The organism is Pseudomonas sp. G3-19, from assembly GCF_054855875.1.
This window is the reverse complement of the sequence record NZ_JBMPIQ010000003.1, coordinates 4743856-4759170: the sequence shown is the minus strand read 5'-3', so window position 1 is coordinate 4759170 and position 15315 is coordinate 4743856. Positions and strand designations below refer to the sequence as shown.

The 15315-nt window shown below is 60.5% G+C and carries 9 protein-coding genes; 4 read left to right on the top strand and 5 right to left on the bottom strand.

All coding sequences use genetic code 11. From position 1 onward, the window contains the following. Nucleotides 1–96 precede the first annotated feature (96 nt). Together ACOYXI_RS21765 and msrA are read left to right on the top strand one after the other, a co-directional pair. Complete coding sequence (locus tag ACOYXI_RS21765; RefSeq protein WP_097087058.1) at nucleotides 97–2793, top strand: putative bifunctional diguanylate cyclase/phosphodiesterase; 2697 nt, start codon at nucleotides 97–99, stop codon at nucleotides 2791–2793. Nucleotides 2794–2998: 205 nt separating this feature from the next. Next, nucleotides 2999–3664 carry a peptide-methionine (S)-S-oxide reductase MsrA gene (gene msrA, locus ACOYXI_RS21760; RefSeq protein ID WP_007967332.1) on the top strand — a complete coding sequence of 222 codons (666 nt, stop codon included), beginning with the start codon at nucleotides 2999–3001 and terminating at the stop codon, nucleotides 3662–3664. Nucleotides 3665–3788: 124 nt separating this feature from the next. On the opposite strand, the gene ACOYXI_RS21755 is transcribed toward msrA, so the two are convergent. Then, on the bottom strand, nucleotides 3789–4628 hold the full coding sequence (locus ACOYXI_RS21755) for a 23S rRNA (adenine(2030)-N(6))-methyltransferase RlmJ (protein WP_003220988.1): 840 nt from the start codon (nucleotides 4626–4628) through the stop codon (nucleotides 3789–3791). Nucleotides 4629–4958: 330 nt separating this feature from the next. Here ACOYXI_RS21755 and ACOYXI_RS21750 point away from each other — a divergent pair, with 330 nt between their 5' ends. Beyond that, the gene (locus ACOYXI_RS21750) at nucleotides 4959–5372 is read left to right on the top strand and encodes a hypothetical protein (RefSeq protein WP_461675282.1); all 414 of its coding nucleotides are present in this window, start codon (nucleotides 4959–4961) and stop codon (nucleotides 5370–5372) included. A gap of 97 nt (nucleotides 5373–5469) precedes the next feature. Here ACOYXI_RS21750 and ACOYXI_RS21745 read toward each other — a convergent pair whose 3' ends face one another. The 4 genes from ACOYXI_RS21745 to putP form a co-directional block, all read right to left on the bottom strand. Further along, nucleotides 5470–5790 carry a hypothetical protein gene (locus tag ACOYXI_RS21745; protein WP_338800624.1) on the bottom strand — a complete coding sequence of 107 codons (321 nt, stop codon included), beginning with the start codon at nucleotides 5788–5790 and terminating at the stop codon, nucleotides 5470–5472. Nucleotides 5791–6116: 326 nt separating this feature from the next. Beyond that, nucleotides 6117–6821 carry a DUF4123 domain-containing protein gene (locus tag ACOYXI_RS21740; protein ID WP_461675281.1) on the bottom strand — a complete coding sequence of 235 codons (705 nt, stop codon included), beginning with the start codon at nucleotides 6819–6821 and terminating at the stop codon, nucleotides 6117–6119. Further along, the gene (locus ACOYXI_RS21735; RefSeq protein ID WP_461675280.1) at nucleotides 6811–8826 is read right to left on the bottom strand and encodes a type VI secretion system Vgr family protein; all 2016 of its coding nucleotides are present in this window, start codon (nucleotides 8824–8826) and stop codon (nucleotides 6811–6813) included. The genes ACOYXI_RS21740 and ACOYXI_RS21735 overlap by 11 nt, the downstream gene beginning before the upstream one ends. 353 nt (nucleotides 8827–9179) lie before the next feature. Beyond that, the gene (putP, locus tag ACOYXI_RS21730) at nucleotides 9180–10664 is read right to left on the bottom strand and encodes a sodium/proline symporter PutP (RefSeq protein WP_103368701.1); all 1485 of its coding nucleotides are present in this window, start codon (nucleotides 10662–10664) and stop codon (nucleotides 9180–9182) included. 457 nt (nucleotides 10665–11121) lie between these two features. Between putP and putA the strand changes: the two genes are divergently transcribed. Continuing rightward, nucleotides 11122–15075 (top strand): trifunctional transcriptional regulator/proline dehydrogenase/L-glutamate gamma-semialdehyde dehydrogenase, encoded by a 3954-nt coding sequence (gene putA / locus ACOYXI_RS21725; RefSeq protein ID WP_461675279.1) that lies wholly within the window; start codon nucleotides 11122–11124, stop codon nucleotides 15073–15075. Nucleotides 15076–15315 lie beyond the last annotated feature (240 nt).

Here is a 15315-nt window from a genome sequence, read left to right as displayed (position 1 = left end):
TGTCAGTCGGTGCCGCAATGATGCAACCTTGCCGCAGGCAACAGTAAAGAGGGCGCGAGCCCGGCGCGTTCAGCATATTTCCAAGCGAGTTCCTTCATGAAGAGCCAACCCGATGCCGCCAGCCGTATGGCGGCCGAGGTAGTGACGCAGTTGCCTGTGCCCTCGCGGCTCGGCATGCTGCGTTTCGAGCGCTTGAATGAAGCCAGTTGGGCGATGCTGTTTCTCGATCCCAATTGCGAACGCCAGTTCGGCCAGCCGGCCGTCGAGCTCTGTGCACTGGTCGGTTCACCGTATGCCAGCCTGATGGAGCCTGAAGCGCGCTATCAGTTGCACGATGCGATCCAGCAGCAACTGCGCGACAGCCCGCATTATCTGGTGCGCTACACCCTGCACACCGCTGCGGGCGTGCTGAGCATTCTCGAACTGGGCGAAGCCTATAAACAGCACAACCGGCATCTGTTGCGTGGCTACCTGCTGGCAGTCGATGACGTGTTCGACGAAGCGCCAACGCTGCCGTCCGTTGACCTCGAAACCCAGAACTCGCGCCTGCAGATCGCCCTCGAACTCAACCAACGTGCCCAGCAGGAGCAACTGCAGCACCTTGATCGGGTGCGCGCCCAGCAGGATCTGATTCTGCTGCTCGCCCGCCAGCGCTACAGCAGCCACAACTCGCTGCAGGAAGCCGCCGAACTGATCACCCGCTGCGCCTGCGATATCTATGAAATCGACTGCGCCAGCCTGTGGAACCTCGAAGGCAATCTGCTGGTGCCGATTTCGGCGTATCACCGCGCGACGCAGGAATACATCCTGCCGGAGGTGATCGACATCAGCGGTTTCCCCGACTACATGGAAGCGCTGCACGGCAGCCGCGCCATCGACGCGCATAATGCGATGCGCGACCCGCGCACCCGTGAGATGGCCGAAGCCCTGCGCCCGCGTGACGTCAACGCCATGCTCGACGCCAGCATCCGCGTCGACGGCCAGGTGGTCGGCGTGCTCTGTCTGGAGCAGACCGGCGTGACCCGCGCCTGGCAGTCCGACGAAATCGCTTTTGCCGGTGAGCTGGCCGACCAGTTCGCCCAGGTCATCAACAACCACAACCGCCGCACCGCCACCAGCGCCCTGCACCTGTTCCAGCGTGCGGTCGAGCAAAGTGCCAACGCCTTTCTGCTGGTCAATTGCGACGGCGTGGTCGAGTACGTCAACCCGAGCTTCACCGCGATCACCCAGTATTCCACCGAGGAAGTCCACGGCCAGCGCCTGTCGGAGCTGCCGGCGCTGGAAAACCTCAGCGAGCTGCTGTTCGACGCGCCTTCGGCGCTGGCCAAGAGCAACAGCTGGCAGGGCGAATTCAAGAGCCGGCGCAAAAACCTCGAACCGTACTGGGGCCAGTTGTCGATCTCCAAGGTGTACGGCGACAACCGTGAGCTGACGCACTACATCGGCATCTACGAAGACATCACCCAGACTAAACTGGCGCAGCAGCGCATCGAGCGTCTGGCCTACACCGACAACTTGACCAACCTCGGCAACCGCCCGGCGTTTATCCGCAATCTGGACGAACGCTTCGCCCGCGATAGCGACACACCGATCAGCCTGCTGCTGGTGGACATCGACAACTTCAAGCGGATCAACGACAGCCTCGGTCACCAGACCGGTGACAAACTGCTGATCAGCCTCGCCCGGCGCCTGCGCAACAGCCTGAGCCCGAGCGGCAGCCTCGCGCGTTTCGCCAGTAACGAATTTGCCGTGCTGCTCGACGACACCGACCTCGCCACCGGCCAGCAGATCGCCAACCAATTACTGGCGACCCTCGACAAACCGATGTTCGTCGACAACCAGTTGATCAGTGTCACCGGCTCCGTGGGCCTGGCCTGCGCCCCGTTGCACGGCCGCGATCCACAGACCCTGATGCGCAACGCCGGCCTCGCGCTGCACAAGGCCAAGGCCAACGGCAAACATCAGGTCCAGGTGTTCACCGAAGCGTTGAATGCCGAGGCCAGTTACAAGCTGTTCGTCGAGAACAACCTGCGCCGCGCCCTGACCCAGAACGAGCTGGACGTGTTCTACCAGCCCAAGCTGTGCCTGCGCAGCGGTCGCCTGCTGGGCATGGAAGCGCTGCTGCGCTGGAATCACCCGGAACGCGGCATGATCCGCCCGGACCAGTTCATCAGCGTTGCCGAAGAGACCGGCCTGATCATCCCGATCGGCAAGTGGATTGCGCGTCAGGCCTGCCGCATGAGCAAGGCGCTGACCGCCGCCGGCCTGGGTAACCTGCAAGTGGCGATCAACCTTTCGCCGAAGCAGTTCTCCGACCCGGATCTGGTTGCCTCAATCGCCAATATCCTCAAGGAAGAAGCCCTGCCGGCCAATCTGCTCGAACTGGAGCTGACCGAAGGCCTGCTGCTGGAAGCCACCGAAGACACCCACTTGCAACTCGACCAGCTCAAGCGCCTGGGCTTGACCCTGGCCATGGACGATTTCGGCACCGGTTACTCGTCGCTCAGCTACCTGAAGAAATTCCCGATCGACATCATCAAGATCGATCGCAGCTTCATCCACGAAATCCCCGACAACCAGGACGACATGGAAATCACCTCCGCGGTAATCGCCATGGCGCACAACCTGAAACTCAAAGTCGTGGCCGAAGGCATCGAGACCGCCGAACAACTGGCGTTCCTGCGTCGCCACCGCTGCGACGTCGGCCAGGGCTACCTGTTCGACCGGCCGATCCCCGGCGCCGAGCTGATCCAGGCGCTCAAGCGCTACCCGCGCGGCCCGCTCTGCCTCTAGCCCCCACCGATGTCCCTGTCGATGAACTCCCCTTGTGGGAGCGGGCTTGCTCGCGAATGCGGTTTGTCAGGCAATGTTGATGTCGACTGACACACCGCATTCGCGAGCAAGCCCGCTCCCACATTTGAATAGTGCGAAATCCGGCATCATTCGGCACACTGACGGTCTGACTTTTTACATCCCATCCTGACTGAGAGGAACGATCATGGTTCTGCGCTCGGAAATTCTGGTGAACAAAAACGTGCTACCGACCAAAGATCAAGCTCTGCCCGGCCGCGAAACCGCGATGACCCTGCCTGAAAAGCATTTCGTCTTCGAAGAAACTCCGCTGCTCGGCCCGTTTTTCCAGGACGTCGACTTTGCGATCTTCGGTCTGGGTTGCTTCTGGGGGGCGGAGCGCCGCTTCTGGCAGCGCGAAGGCGTGGTCAGCACCGTGGTCGGCTACGCCGGCGGCTACACGCCGAACCCGACCTACGAAGAAGTCTGCTCGGGCCTGACCGGCCACGCCGAAGTAGTGCTGGTGGTGTATGACAAAGCCAAGGTCAGCTACGAAGAGCTGCTGGCGATGTTCTGGGAGCTGCACAACCCGACGCAGGGCATGCGACAGGGCAACGACATCGGCACCCAGTACCGTTCGGTGATCTACGCCACCTCGCCAGAGCAACTGGACGCTGCGCTGAAGAGCAAAGCGGTGTATCAGGCTGAACTGTCGAAGGCGGGTCTGGGCGACATCAGCACCGAGATCGAGCAGGCGCCGACCGTGTACTTCGCCGAGGCGTATCACCAGCAATATCTGGCGAAGAACCCTGAGGGCTATTGCGGGATTGGCGGCACCGGCGTGTGCATGCCACCGAGCCTGGCGGGTAACTAAACCCCAAAGCATCGCGGGCAAGCCCGCTCCCACAGGTTTAGCGCCGACTTCAAAATGGCGCAGTACTTTGTGGGAGCGGGCTTGCCCGCGAAGGCGTCCGTTCAGACACCGCTAAAACAGTTGATCAGCTTTCAGCAATCAACCAATCCATCTGCCACCCACCCTGAGTCTGCCCAAGCTTCTTCGACAACCACGGCAGCAGCTCACGCAATTCTTCCTCCAGCCCCCACGGCGGATTGGCAATCGCCATCCCCGAGCCGTTGAGGCTGTTCGGCGTATCCAGCGGATGCACCAGCAGTTCCACGCGCAGCAACTTCGGCGCACCGGTACCAGCCAGATCCTGATAGAAACGTCGCAGCGCACGCTGGTCCTTTACCGGGTACCAGATCGCCGCCACGGTTTGGCGCATCCGGCCAATCGCTTCTTTCAGCGACGCCGCACACTTTTGCATCTCGTCGAGCTGCTCGAACGGCGGATCGATCAACATCACCGCACGCTTCTCCTGCACCGGCAGCATCGCCCGCGCCACATGCCAGCCCTCGCCCAGATGCACTTTCACCCGACGGTCACCGGCCATGTTCTCTTTGAGCTGCACGCCGTCTTCCGGGTGTTTCTCGTTGAGCATCACCCGATCCTGCGGCCGGGTCAGACGCCGCGCCAACTCCGGCGAACCCGGGTAGTAGCGCAACTGGCCATCCGGGTTCATCTCGTGCAGCACCTTCATGTAGTCGGCGGTCAGCGCCGGCAGATCCGGCTGATCCCACAAACGCGCAATGCCTTCCAGGTACTCGCCGGTACGGTTGGCCTGATCACCCTGCAAGTCATACAAACCGATACCGGCGTGCGTGTCGAGATAGGCAAACGGCTGCTCCTTGCGCGACATCAGCGCGATGAGGCGGGTCAAGGTCAGGTGTTTGAACACATCGGCGTGATTGCCGGCATGGAAGGCGTGACGATAATTCATGGCTGCTCCTGCGAAGGGCGCAAAGTTTACCTTTTACCGGGCGGCAAGTCAGGGGTTGGCGGCCGAGCGGACAAAAGCCGGCCCTCACCCTAACCCTCTCCCGGAGGCAGAGGGGACTGACGGTGGAGATCTTGCGAGTTACATCGACGTGAATGATCAGCGTGATCTCAGGCTTGGCCAACTGACGCTCACCACCGAAGGCGCAGGTCGGCGTACATCACCCAGACAACTCGGTCAGTCCCCTCTCCCTCTGGGAGAGGGCTAGGGTAAGGGGCTTTGCTTTTATGGCGTTAAACTGGCGAACCATGAACGACAGGAAGTCAAAAACTCATGCAATATCTGATCATCTACTTATTCAGCCTGCTTAGCCCATACCTCGCCCTTGCCGACGAAACTCACATTGAACAGGCACGCCAGTCACTAAAAAACTACGGACTGAGCCACTGCATTCTGAAGCCATTCAACGAACGCTCCGCGCTGGAAAAAGACATCGCACTGTCCGCCAATGCCTATTCGTTCATGGGCAAAGGCATGCATACCATTTTGCAAAATGAAGACACGCTCCAGGTGCTGCACGATCCCTACAAAGAAACCCGAAACTACGTGTTGGCGGCTTACGAGCAGAAACCTTCAAACAGTAAATACTCGAATGAAAAAGTAGTGTTTTTTGGGTGCATGAAGGTCTACAACTCCGAGGCGTTCGACCGCTTTATCAAAACTCAGGATGCGTATATCGCTGATTGAGCCAAAGTCCAAAGATCGCAGCCTTCGGCAGCTCCTACACAGGATTGGCGTTCCCCCCTGTAGGAGCTGCCGAAGGCTGCGATCTTTTGCTCTTTTTTCAGGCCGGCATCGCGCTCAAGCGTTTGCCGATGACATCCAGCACATCGCAGCCGTCACGCAGCGGAATGGCGCAGAGCATGGCGAAGTCGCTGAGGATGATGGAGTCGCACTCGACCGAGCCGCGCATGCACATGTTTTCCAGCACTTGAATCACGGCGCGGATGCGGTGGTTGGCGGCGTCCATTAGGATGTCGAGGGGGACTTGGGTGTCGATGAACAGGGTGGGCATGTCGCTGCAGTTGCCGGTCAGGGCCATGAAGCGGTTGTCGGGATGGGGGATGATTTTTTCGTAGGGTGGGTCGGGTTTAAGCATCGTCATATTTTCTACCATGGATGTGAAAATGAACTGCCTCGCTCCTTCCTACGGGATCGGGTGGCAGCTGTGCACGGGAGTAGGAACCGACCCATGGAATTCGGCCACGCCAAAGCGTGCCCCGCACACAGCCGCCGCTAAAGATATTGCTGGCACAAGTTACATGTCGCAATTAAATCAACAGCGCTGATGCACCATAGGTAACGGGTTCCTACACCCTGTCACCACTCTCGCGGTGACAACGAAAAGACTATCCCCGCAACCCACCGCCCACCAGTTCATGAAATCCGCCGCAACTCGCGGGAAATTTCCGAAGCCTTCGCCCGGAAATTTCATTCTGCTTCGTCCTGCAAATACGCCAACAGCACCGATTGCGACGATTCTTCCGACGCCGAAACCTGAAAAAACTGCCGAACCTTGCAGCGCAACACAGCCTGCGGAAACGCCTCGTACAGCGCCGGATGCTCCTCGCTCAGCCACTGCAGCGCATTCCCGATCCGGACTGAATTCCCTGCTGAAGCCAGCACTGACTCAGGCACTTTCCACCAGGGAAACACCCGCCCTGAAACCTGCGCCCTGCCCCCGATATCCACGGCCTGTCCATTGATCAAGCCGCGCGAGATCACCGGCATCAACTGCGCAGATTGCACTTCATCGGACTGCAGGATCGGCAACAAAAACCGCCCATCCCAGAAGCGAAAAAACACCGCTGCGCCGTCCGGCATCAGCACTTGAGTCAGGCTGCGAAAGTGCTCAACTACCACCTCCAGGCTCGCCGAGGACACCGCCAACCACCCCCAGTCGCGAGACTCGGTACTCGCCACCCAGTCGAGAAACTCACTGTCCGCCGCGACAATTCCCACGAAGGGCATCACCGCATCCCACTCGGCGTAGATCGTCTCTGCCCAGATCGGGCTCGGTGCAACCAGCGGAGGCCTGGCGTCGCTGGCGCTACTGAAGATCGCGAACAGTTGCTCCGCAGGTTTCAGCGGTTCACGCGCCAACCACTCTGCAGGTGTGAGGCACTCAAGCTGCACAGACACCGTCCTTGCAACGCTCGCACTCTTCGCAGAATGGTGCATCACCTTTAAAGCTCATGATTTGCGCAGCAGTGAGCATGGCCGCTGGTGCTGCTGCGAGTTTTACCGGCAACCCCGGCACACTCGGCGCCGCGCTCATCGCCGCCATTGGCGCCCCACCCACGACAATCGGCACGCTACTGAAAATCCCGCCGGGGCCGATGTTGATCCATTGCCCGCCGGCCTGAATCGTCGCGCTCGCGCCACCGTCGATCACCACTTGTTGCCCGGCACTGACGTGAATTTGTGCGCTCGCACTGGTTGCCTGACTACTCACCCGAATATGCCGATCACCAATAACCGTGAGGTGATCGTCCTGTTTCACTTCGGTCTGGCGCTGGCCGTGGGTGATGCGCTGCTCGTCAGCCTTGAGTTCATGGCTGGCAAGGCCAGTGACGACAATGCTGCGCTGGTTGTCGACCTGCACCTGCTGGTCGTGCAGGACATGCTGCGTCCAGTTGCGCTGGGCGCGCAGGTAGATTTCTTCGGCGCCCTTTTTGTCCTCGATGCGCAGCTCGTTGTAACCGCCACCACCGGGGCTGCTCTGGCTGCGGAAGATGCTGCGGGTCTGGTCGGCGGGCAGGTCCAGCGGCAGCGGAGTTGCGGCGTTTGGCAGGCAACCCATCACCAACGGTTTGTCGGCATCAGCGTCGATGAAACCGACCAGCACTTCCATGCCGACCCGCGGGATCAGCACGCTGCCGTAATGATCATGCGCCCAACCCGTGGCAACGCGCAGCCAGCAACTGGAATGCTCGTTGAGCTCGCCGTCACGATCCCAGGCCAGTTGCACCTTGACCCGGCCGTACTCGTCGCAATGGATTTCCGTGTCTTGCGGCCCGGTGACCACGGCCGGTTGATAACCGGGCATGCGCGGTTTTTCCGGCCCCAACGCCGGACGAAAGAACACCTCCCACGGCGTGGCAAGAAAGGTATTACGGTAACCCTGGAATGTTTCCCCATCGCTGGTCACCGATTCCTCCAGCACTTGCGGCTGTCGGCCATGATGCTCGATGGCGGTGAGCAGCCACAGGTCATTCCAGTCCTGGCGCGGATGCTCGCTCAGTTGCAGGAAATGTCCGCAAACCAGTGCGGATACGTCGCTGATACCCTCAGCCTGACGGTAGTCGGCGACATGCCTTTCCAGCGTACGTTGCGCCAGTTGCCTGCCGGTTTCTCGATCGTTGAATTGGCCGGGAAAGTGATAGTCCTCGAGCACAGGGCGCTGCTCACTGTCGCTGCGGCTGTGCAGTTGCAGTCGCGGCTTTTCGAAGTTGTAGTCGCGCCGGGTGACCACGCTGGTGCGAGTCTCCACCCGGACGTTGAAGCGCTTGATGGCCGGCGCTGTCGACGCCATGCCGCTGCCCGGCAGATACAGCGTCGGCTCGGCCAGGCGCGGAAACACCGTTTGATCGTCGCCGAACACCAACAGATGGCCTTCGGGACTGTGCTGAAAGTGGTAATGAATGCCGACCTCGGCACACAGGCGCTGGATGAACGCCAGATCGCTCTCGGCGTATTGCACGCAATATTCCCGCACCGGGTAATCGCTGCCGAGGCGGAACTCGAAGGCATCGCGCAGGATTGCGTGATCCTTGAGGATCTGCGCGACGATCTGCGGAACCGTCTGATGCTGAAAAATCCGCTGGTTGATGCGGTGACCGAGGTAGGTCAGACGCGACACCAGGCTCAGGTGGTAGCGCGTCAGACGTTTCCCGGAATCGCCCTGCCCGACCTGATAAATCTGACCATGAATGCCGCTGCCATCTGCATCGAAGCTAAGAAACGCCTGACGGTGCAGCAGGCTTTCGAGGTCCAGATCCGGACGCTCACTGACCAGTTCCAGCTCGAAACGAAACGGTTGGCTGATGGCTTCCTTGCCCGTGAACTCAAGGACTTTGAGATCAACTTGGGCGCCTTCGAGGGTCAACGTGAAACGCGGTTGATTGGCAGGCGCGAACATCCGATGTCTCTCTGCAGATTGAGGGCGGGCGATTCTGCATGAGGGGCAAGAGGTGTTGGGTGGGTGACGGGAAAATCAGATTTGCCCTACTTTTCCTGTCGAAAAAGCCTTCGAAAATCGGCGCATGCGACTACAGACAACCCTCTCAAACTCACCACCGATCTCCTGTGGGAGCGGGCTTGCTCGCGAATGCGGTGGGTCAAATGAAATCAATGTCGACTGGCACGACCCTTTCGCGAGCAAGCCCGCTCCCACAGGGGATCTATGCTGACTCAGGGATATTGCAGGCATAAAAAAACGGCCCGCCTCCTGTAGGAAGCGGGCCGTTTTCTGGTGAGCCGAAGCTCAATGCATCACTTGTTCAGGTGGAAATCTTTTTCCGCCGCTTCAAAGCGCTGCACCATGCCTTTGGTTGGCTCACCCATTTTGCTGACGATGTAGATGGCCAGACTGGCGAAGATGAAGCCCGGGATGATTTCGTACAGACCCAGCAGTTCGAAATGCTTCCAGACCACTACCGTGATCGCGCCGACCAGGATGCCGGCCAGTGCGCCGTTGCGGGTCATGTCCTTCCAGATCACCGAGATCAGCACCACCGGACCGAACGCGGCACCGAAACCGGCCCAGGCGTAGGACACCAGGCCCAGTACGCGGTTTTCCGGGTTGGCGGCCATGGCGATAGCGATCAGCGCCACCAGCAACACCATCGCGCGACCGACCCACACCAGTTCCACCTGGGAAGCGGATTTGCGCAGGAAGGTTTTGTAGAAGTCCTCGGTCAGAGCGCTCGAGCAAACCAGCAGCTGGCAGCTCAGGGTGCTCATCACAGCGGCGAGAATCGCCGACAGCAGGACACCGGCAACCCACGGGTTGAAAAGAATTTTTGCCAGCTCGATGAACACCCGCTCGTGGTTCTCGGTGACTGGACCGGCCACTTCCGGGTGCGCCGAGAAGTAGGCGATACCGAAGAAACCCACGGCGACGGTGCCGCCCAGGCACAGGATCATCCAGGTCATGGAGATGCGACGGGCGTTGGCAATCGACTTCACCGAGTCAGCGGCCATGAAACGCGCGAGGATGTGCGGCTGACCGAAGTAACCCAGACCCCAGCCCATCAGCGAGATGATGCCGATGAAGGTGGTGCCCTTGAGCATGTCGAAGTTGCTTGGGTCCTGAGCTTCGATGGCGAGGAACGTGGTATCGACACCACCGGTGGCCAGCAGCACGATGATCGGCGTCAGCAGCAGGGCGAAGATCATGAGCGTGGCTTGTACGGTGTCAGTCCAGCTCACCGCGAGGAAACCGCCGACGAAGGTGTAGGCAATCGTCGCCGCAGCACCGGCCCACAGCGCCGTCTCGTAGGACATGCCGAAGGTGCTTTCGAACAGACGGGCGCCAGCCACGATGCCGGAAGCGCAGTAAATGGTGAAGAACACCAGAATCACCACCGCCGAGATGATGCGCAGCAGGCCGCTTTTGTCTTCGAAACGGCTGGAGAAGTAGTCCGGCAGGGTCAGGGCATCACCGTTATGCTCGGTCTGCACACGCAGACGGCCGGCGACGAACAGCCAGTTCAGGTAGGCGCCGACGATCAAGCCGATGGCGATCCAGCTTTCCGACAGACCGGACATGTAGATGGCGCCCGGCAGGCCCATCAACAACCAGCCGCTCATGTCGGAAGCACCGGCAGACAGAGCCGTCACGACGCTGCCCAGGCTGCGGCCGCCAAGAATGTAGTCAGAGAGGTTATTGGTGGAGCGATAGGCCATGAAGCCGATCAGCACCATTGCTGCGATGTAGATCACGAACGTGATCAGTGTTGGATTGCTTACGCTCATTAAGTTACGCCCTGGCTTTGTTTTTATGTTGCAGCGGTGATTGATCGTCCACAAACGACCACGTTTGGCAGACGAAACGGGATCCCGCGCATTTAGGACTGATGTTTCCCCAGGAAAGCCACCAGCCGATGCACCGGGTTATCCCGGTTGCACCTTGGGCGCGAATGCTATGCAACAAAGTAAAAAAGGTGCAACCAGTTTCTGGCGATTAAGTTGCACCTAGTCGGATATACCGATAAATATGCCGTTTTTGCTCCTTTTTAGCGCAGTCACGGGGCTCCGCTAGAAGTAAAAGCACCAAGCAGGAGCGGCACTTCAGTACCAGAAAATAATTCCTGACGAAGCGTTTATTTTTCCGACAAAAAAAGGGTTGCACCCGGTTGCACCTCTTCCGGCGCACGGCTAATCTTGCCGCCAGCTGATGCCACGCAACTGTGGCAACCATGAGGATAAAAATATGGCTACCACCACCCTTGGGGTCAAACTCGATGACCCGACCCGCGAGCGCCTGAAGGCTGCCGCGACCTCGATTGATCGCACACCGCACTGGCTGATCAAGCAGGCAATTTTCAATTACCTGGAAAAACTCGAGGGTGGTGCAACCCTGACCGAGCTGAACGGTTTGACCGCCAAGGACAGCGATGACGCTGGCGAAGTGCAGACCGATCACGCCCACCAGTGCTTCCTCGAATTCGCTGAAAGCATCCTGCCGCAATCGGTACTGCGCGCATCGATCACCGCTGCTTACCGTCGCCCTGAGCCGGAAGTGGTGCCGATGCTGATCGAGCAGGCGCGCCTGCCGGCACCGATGGCCGAAGCCACCAACAAACTCGCTGCGACCATCGCGGAAAAACTGCGTAACCAGAAAAGTGCCGGCGGTCGTGCAGGCATTGTTCAGGGCCTGCTGCAGGAATTTTCCCTGTCGTCCCAGGAAGGCGTGGCCCTGATGTGCCTGGCCGAAGCACTGCTGCGTATCCCGGACAAAGGCACTCGCGATGCGCTGATCCGCGACAAGATCAGCACCGGCAACTGGCAGCCGCACCTGGGCAACAGCCCATCGCTGTTCGTCAACGCCGCGACCTGGGGTCTGCTGCTGACCGGCAAGCTTGTTTCCACGCACAACGAAGCCGGCCTGACCTCGTCGCTGAGCCGAATCATCGGCAAGAGCGGCGAGCCGATGATCCGCAAGGGCGTCGACATGGCCATGCGTCTGATGGGCGAGCAGTTCGTCACCGGCGAAACCATCGCCGAAGCGCTGGCCAACGCGAGCAAGTTCGAAGCCAAGGGCTTCCGCTATTCCTACGACATGCTCGGTGAAGCGGCACTCACCGAACACGACGCGCAGAAGTACCTGGCGTCGTACGAACAAGCCATTCACTCGATCGGCAAAGCCTCCCACGGCCGTGGGATTTATGAAGGCCCGGGCATTTCCATCAAGCTCTCGGCCCTGCACCCGCGTTACAGCCGTGCGCAGTACGAGCGCGTGATGGACGAGCTGTACCCGCGTCTGCTGTCGCTGACCCTGCTGGCCAAGCAATACGACATCGGCTTGAACATCGACGCCGAAGAAGCCGACCGTCTGGAGCTGTCGCTGGATCTGCTCGAGCGCCTGTGCTTCGAACCGCAACTGACCGGCTGGAACGGCATCGGCTTCGTGATTCAGGCATATCAGAAGCGTTGCCCGTACGTGATCGACTACGTGATCGACCTGGCTCGCCGCAGCCGTCATCGCCTGATGATCCGTCTGGTGAAAGGCGCGTACTGGGACAGCGAGATCAAGCGCGCCCAGGTCGAAGGCCTGGAAGGCTATCCGGTGTACACCCGCAAGGTGTACACCGACGTGTCCTACATTGCCTGCGCACGCAAACTGCTGTCGGTGCCGGAAGTCATCTATCCGCAGTTCGCCACGCACAACGCCCACACCCTGTCGGCGATTTACCACATTGCCGGTCAGAACTATTACCCGGGCCAGTACGAATTCCAGTGCCTGCACGGCATGGGCGAACCGCTCTACGAGCAAGTTGTAGGCAAAGTGTCCGAAGGCAAGCTGAACCGTCCGTGCCGCGTGTACGCACCGGTCGGTACCCACGAAACCCTGCTGGCGTACCTCGTGCGTCGTCTGCTGGAAAACGGCGCCAACACTTCGTTCGTCAACCGCATCGCCGACCAGTCGATTTCGATTCAGGAACTGGTGGCCGATCCGGTGGCGCAGATCGAGCAGATGGCGACCGTGGAAGGTGGTTTCGGCCTGCCGCACCCACGCATTCCGCTGCCGCGTGACCTCTACGGCGCCGATCGCGCCAACTCCGCCGGCATCGACATGGCCAACGAACATCGTCTGGCCTCGCTGTCCTGCGCCCTGCTCGCCACTGCGCACAACAACTGGAAAGCCGCACCGATGCTCGGTTGCGCTTCCAGCAACGAAGCCCCGGCGCCAGTGCTGAACCCGGCGGATCACCGCGATGTGGTCGGTCACGTGCAGGAAGCTACCGTCGAAGACGTCGACAACGCGATCCAGTGCGCCCTGAATGCTGCGCCAATCTGGCAGGCTACTCCGCCAGCCGAGCGCGCGGCGATTCTGGAGCGTGCCGCCGACCTGATGGAAGGCGAGATCCAGCCGCTGATGGGCCTGCTGGCCCGTGAAGCCGGCAAGACCTTCGCCAACGCCATTGCTGAGGTGCGTGAAGCGGTCGACTTCCTGCGCTACTACGCGGTGCAGGCACGCAACGATTTCAGCAATGACGCCCACCGCCCACTGGGCCCGGTGGTGTGCATCAGCCCGTGGAACTTCCCGCTGGCCATCTTCAGTGGTCAGGTCGCTGCCGCACTGGCCGCCGGTAACCCGGTCCTGGCCAAACCGGCAGAGCAGACTCCGCTAGTCGCCGCGCAAGCCGTGCGCCTGCTGCTGGAAGCCGGGATTCCCGAAGGCGTGCTGCAACTGCTGCCGGGTCGCGGTGAAACCGTCGGCGCCGGTCTGGTCGGTGATGAGCGCGTCAAAGGCGTGATGTTCACCGGTTCCACCGAAGTGGCGCGCCTGCTGCAACGCAACATCGCAGGTCGTCTCGACAGCCAGGGCCGTCCGATTCCGCTGATCGCCGAAACCGGCGGGCAGAACGCGATGATCGTTGACTCCTCGGCGCTGACCGAACAAGTGGTGATCGACGTGGTGTCCTCGGCCTTCGACAGTGCCGGTCAGCGTTGCTCGGCCCTGCGCGTGCTGTGCCTGCAGGAAGACTCCGCCGACCGTGTCATCGAAATGCTCAAAGGCGCGATGGCTGAAAGCCGCCTCGGCAACCCTGAGCGTCTGTCCGTGGACATTGGCCCGGTGATCGACGCCGAAGCCAAGGCCGGCATCGACAAGCACATCCAGGGCATGCGCGATAAAGGTCGCAGCGTGTACCAGGTGGCTATCGCCGACAGCGAAGAAGTCAAACGCGGCACCTTCGTCATGCCGACCCTGATCGAATTGGAAAGCTTCGATGAACTGCAACGCGAGATCTTCGGCCCGGTGCTGCACGTGGTGCGCTACAAGCGCAAGGACATCGACCAGTTGATCGGCCAGATCAATGCCTCCGGTTATGGCCTGACCCTCGGCGTACACACCCGCATCGACGAGACCATCGCCAAGGTGATCGACAACGTCAACGCCGGTAACGTCTACGTCAACCGCAACATCGTCGGTGCCGTGGTCGGCGTGCAGCCATTCGGCGGCGAAGGCCTGTCGGGTACTGGCCCGAAAGCCGGTGGTCCGCTGTACCTGTACCGCCTGCTGTCGACCCGTCCTACTGACGCGATCGAACAATCCTTCGCTCGCGGTGATGCAGCCGTCGCCCCGGACGTGCGTCTGCGTGATGCCATGAGCAAACCGCTGAACGCCTTCAAGGCCTGGGCCGAGAGCAACCAGTACGCCGAACTGAGCACCCTGTGCGTGCAGTACGCCGCGCAATCGCAAAGCGGCATCACCCGCGTGCTGGCCGGCCCGACCGGCGAGAAGAACAGCTACGCGATCCTGCCGCGTGAACACGTGCTGTGCCTGGCCGACGTAGAAGGCGATCTGCTGACCCAACTGGCGGCGGTCTTGGCGGTCGGCGGTTCGGCGGTATGGCCGGAATCCGACATCAGCAAGGCCTTGTTCGTACGCCTGCCGAAGGACGTTCAGGCGCGGATCAAACGGGTTGCCGACTGGCACAAGGATGAAGTGGTGTTTGATGCCGTGCTGCATCACGGCCATTCCGACCAGTTGCGTGGTGTCTGCCAGCAGATTGCCAAGCGTGCCGGTGCGATCGTTGGCGTTCAGGGCTTGTCCCAGGGCGAGACCAACATCGCGCTGGAGCGTCTGGTGATCGAGCGGGCGTTGAGCGTCAACACCGCGGCGGCGGGGGGTAATGCGAGCTTGATGACCATCGGTTAAACCCGATAAGTCAGGCAACCGCGATGGTTGCCTGACAATCAAATCCCAATGTGGGAGCGGGCTTGCTCGCGAAGGCGTTGTGTCAGTCGACATCTCCAGTGACTGATCCACCGCATTCGCGAGCAAGCCCGCTCCCACAGTTGTTTTGGGGTGTTTGTTAAGTCGGTGCTCGGCCCTGACATCACCGCCATCAATCATCGTATTCAGCCTTTATCAGCAAGCCTAGACTCGGCCCAATCC

Excerpts from the sequence above, each read along its gene's own strand:
- ACOYXI_RS21765 (WP_097087058.1), top strand. The coding sequence starts at position 97 with ATGAAGAGCCAACCCGATGCCGCCAGCCGTATGGCGGCCGAGGTAGTG.
- msrA (WP_007967332.1), top strand. The coding sequence starts at position 2,999 with ATGGTTCTGCGCTCGGAAATTCTGGTGAACAAAAACGTGCTACCGACC.
- ACOYXI_RS21755 (WP_003220988.1), bottom strand. The coding sequence starts at position 4,628 with ATGAATTATCGTCACGCCTTCCATGCCGGCAATCACGCCGATGTGTTC.
- ACOYXI_RS21750 (WP_461675282.1), top strand. The coding sequence starts at position 4,959 with ATGCAATATCTGATCATCTACTTATTCAGCCTGCTTAGCCCATACCTC.
- ACOYXI_RS21745 (WP_338800624.1), bottom strand. The coding sequence starts at position 5,790 with ATGACGATGCTTAAACCCGACCCACCCTACGAAAAAATCATCCCCCAT.
- ACOYXI_RS21735 (WP_461675280.1), bottom strand. The coding sequence starts at position 8,826 with ATGTTCGCGCCTGCCAATCAACCGCGTTTCACGTTGACCCTCGAAGGC.
- putP (WP_103368701.1), bottom strand. The coding sequence starts at position 10,664 with ATGAGCGTAAGCAATCCAACACTGATCACGTTCGTGATCTACATCGCA.
- putA (WP_461675279.1), top strand. The coding sequence starts at position 11,122 with ATGGCTACCACCACCCTTGGGGTCAAACTCGATGACCCGACCCGCGAG.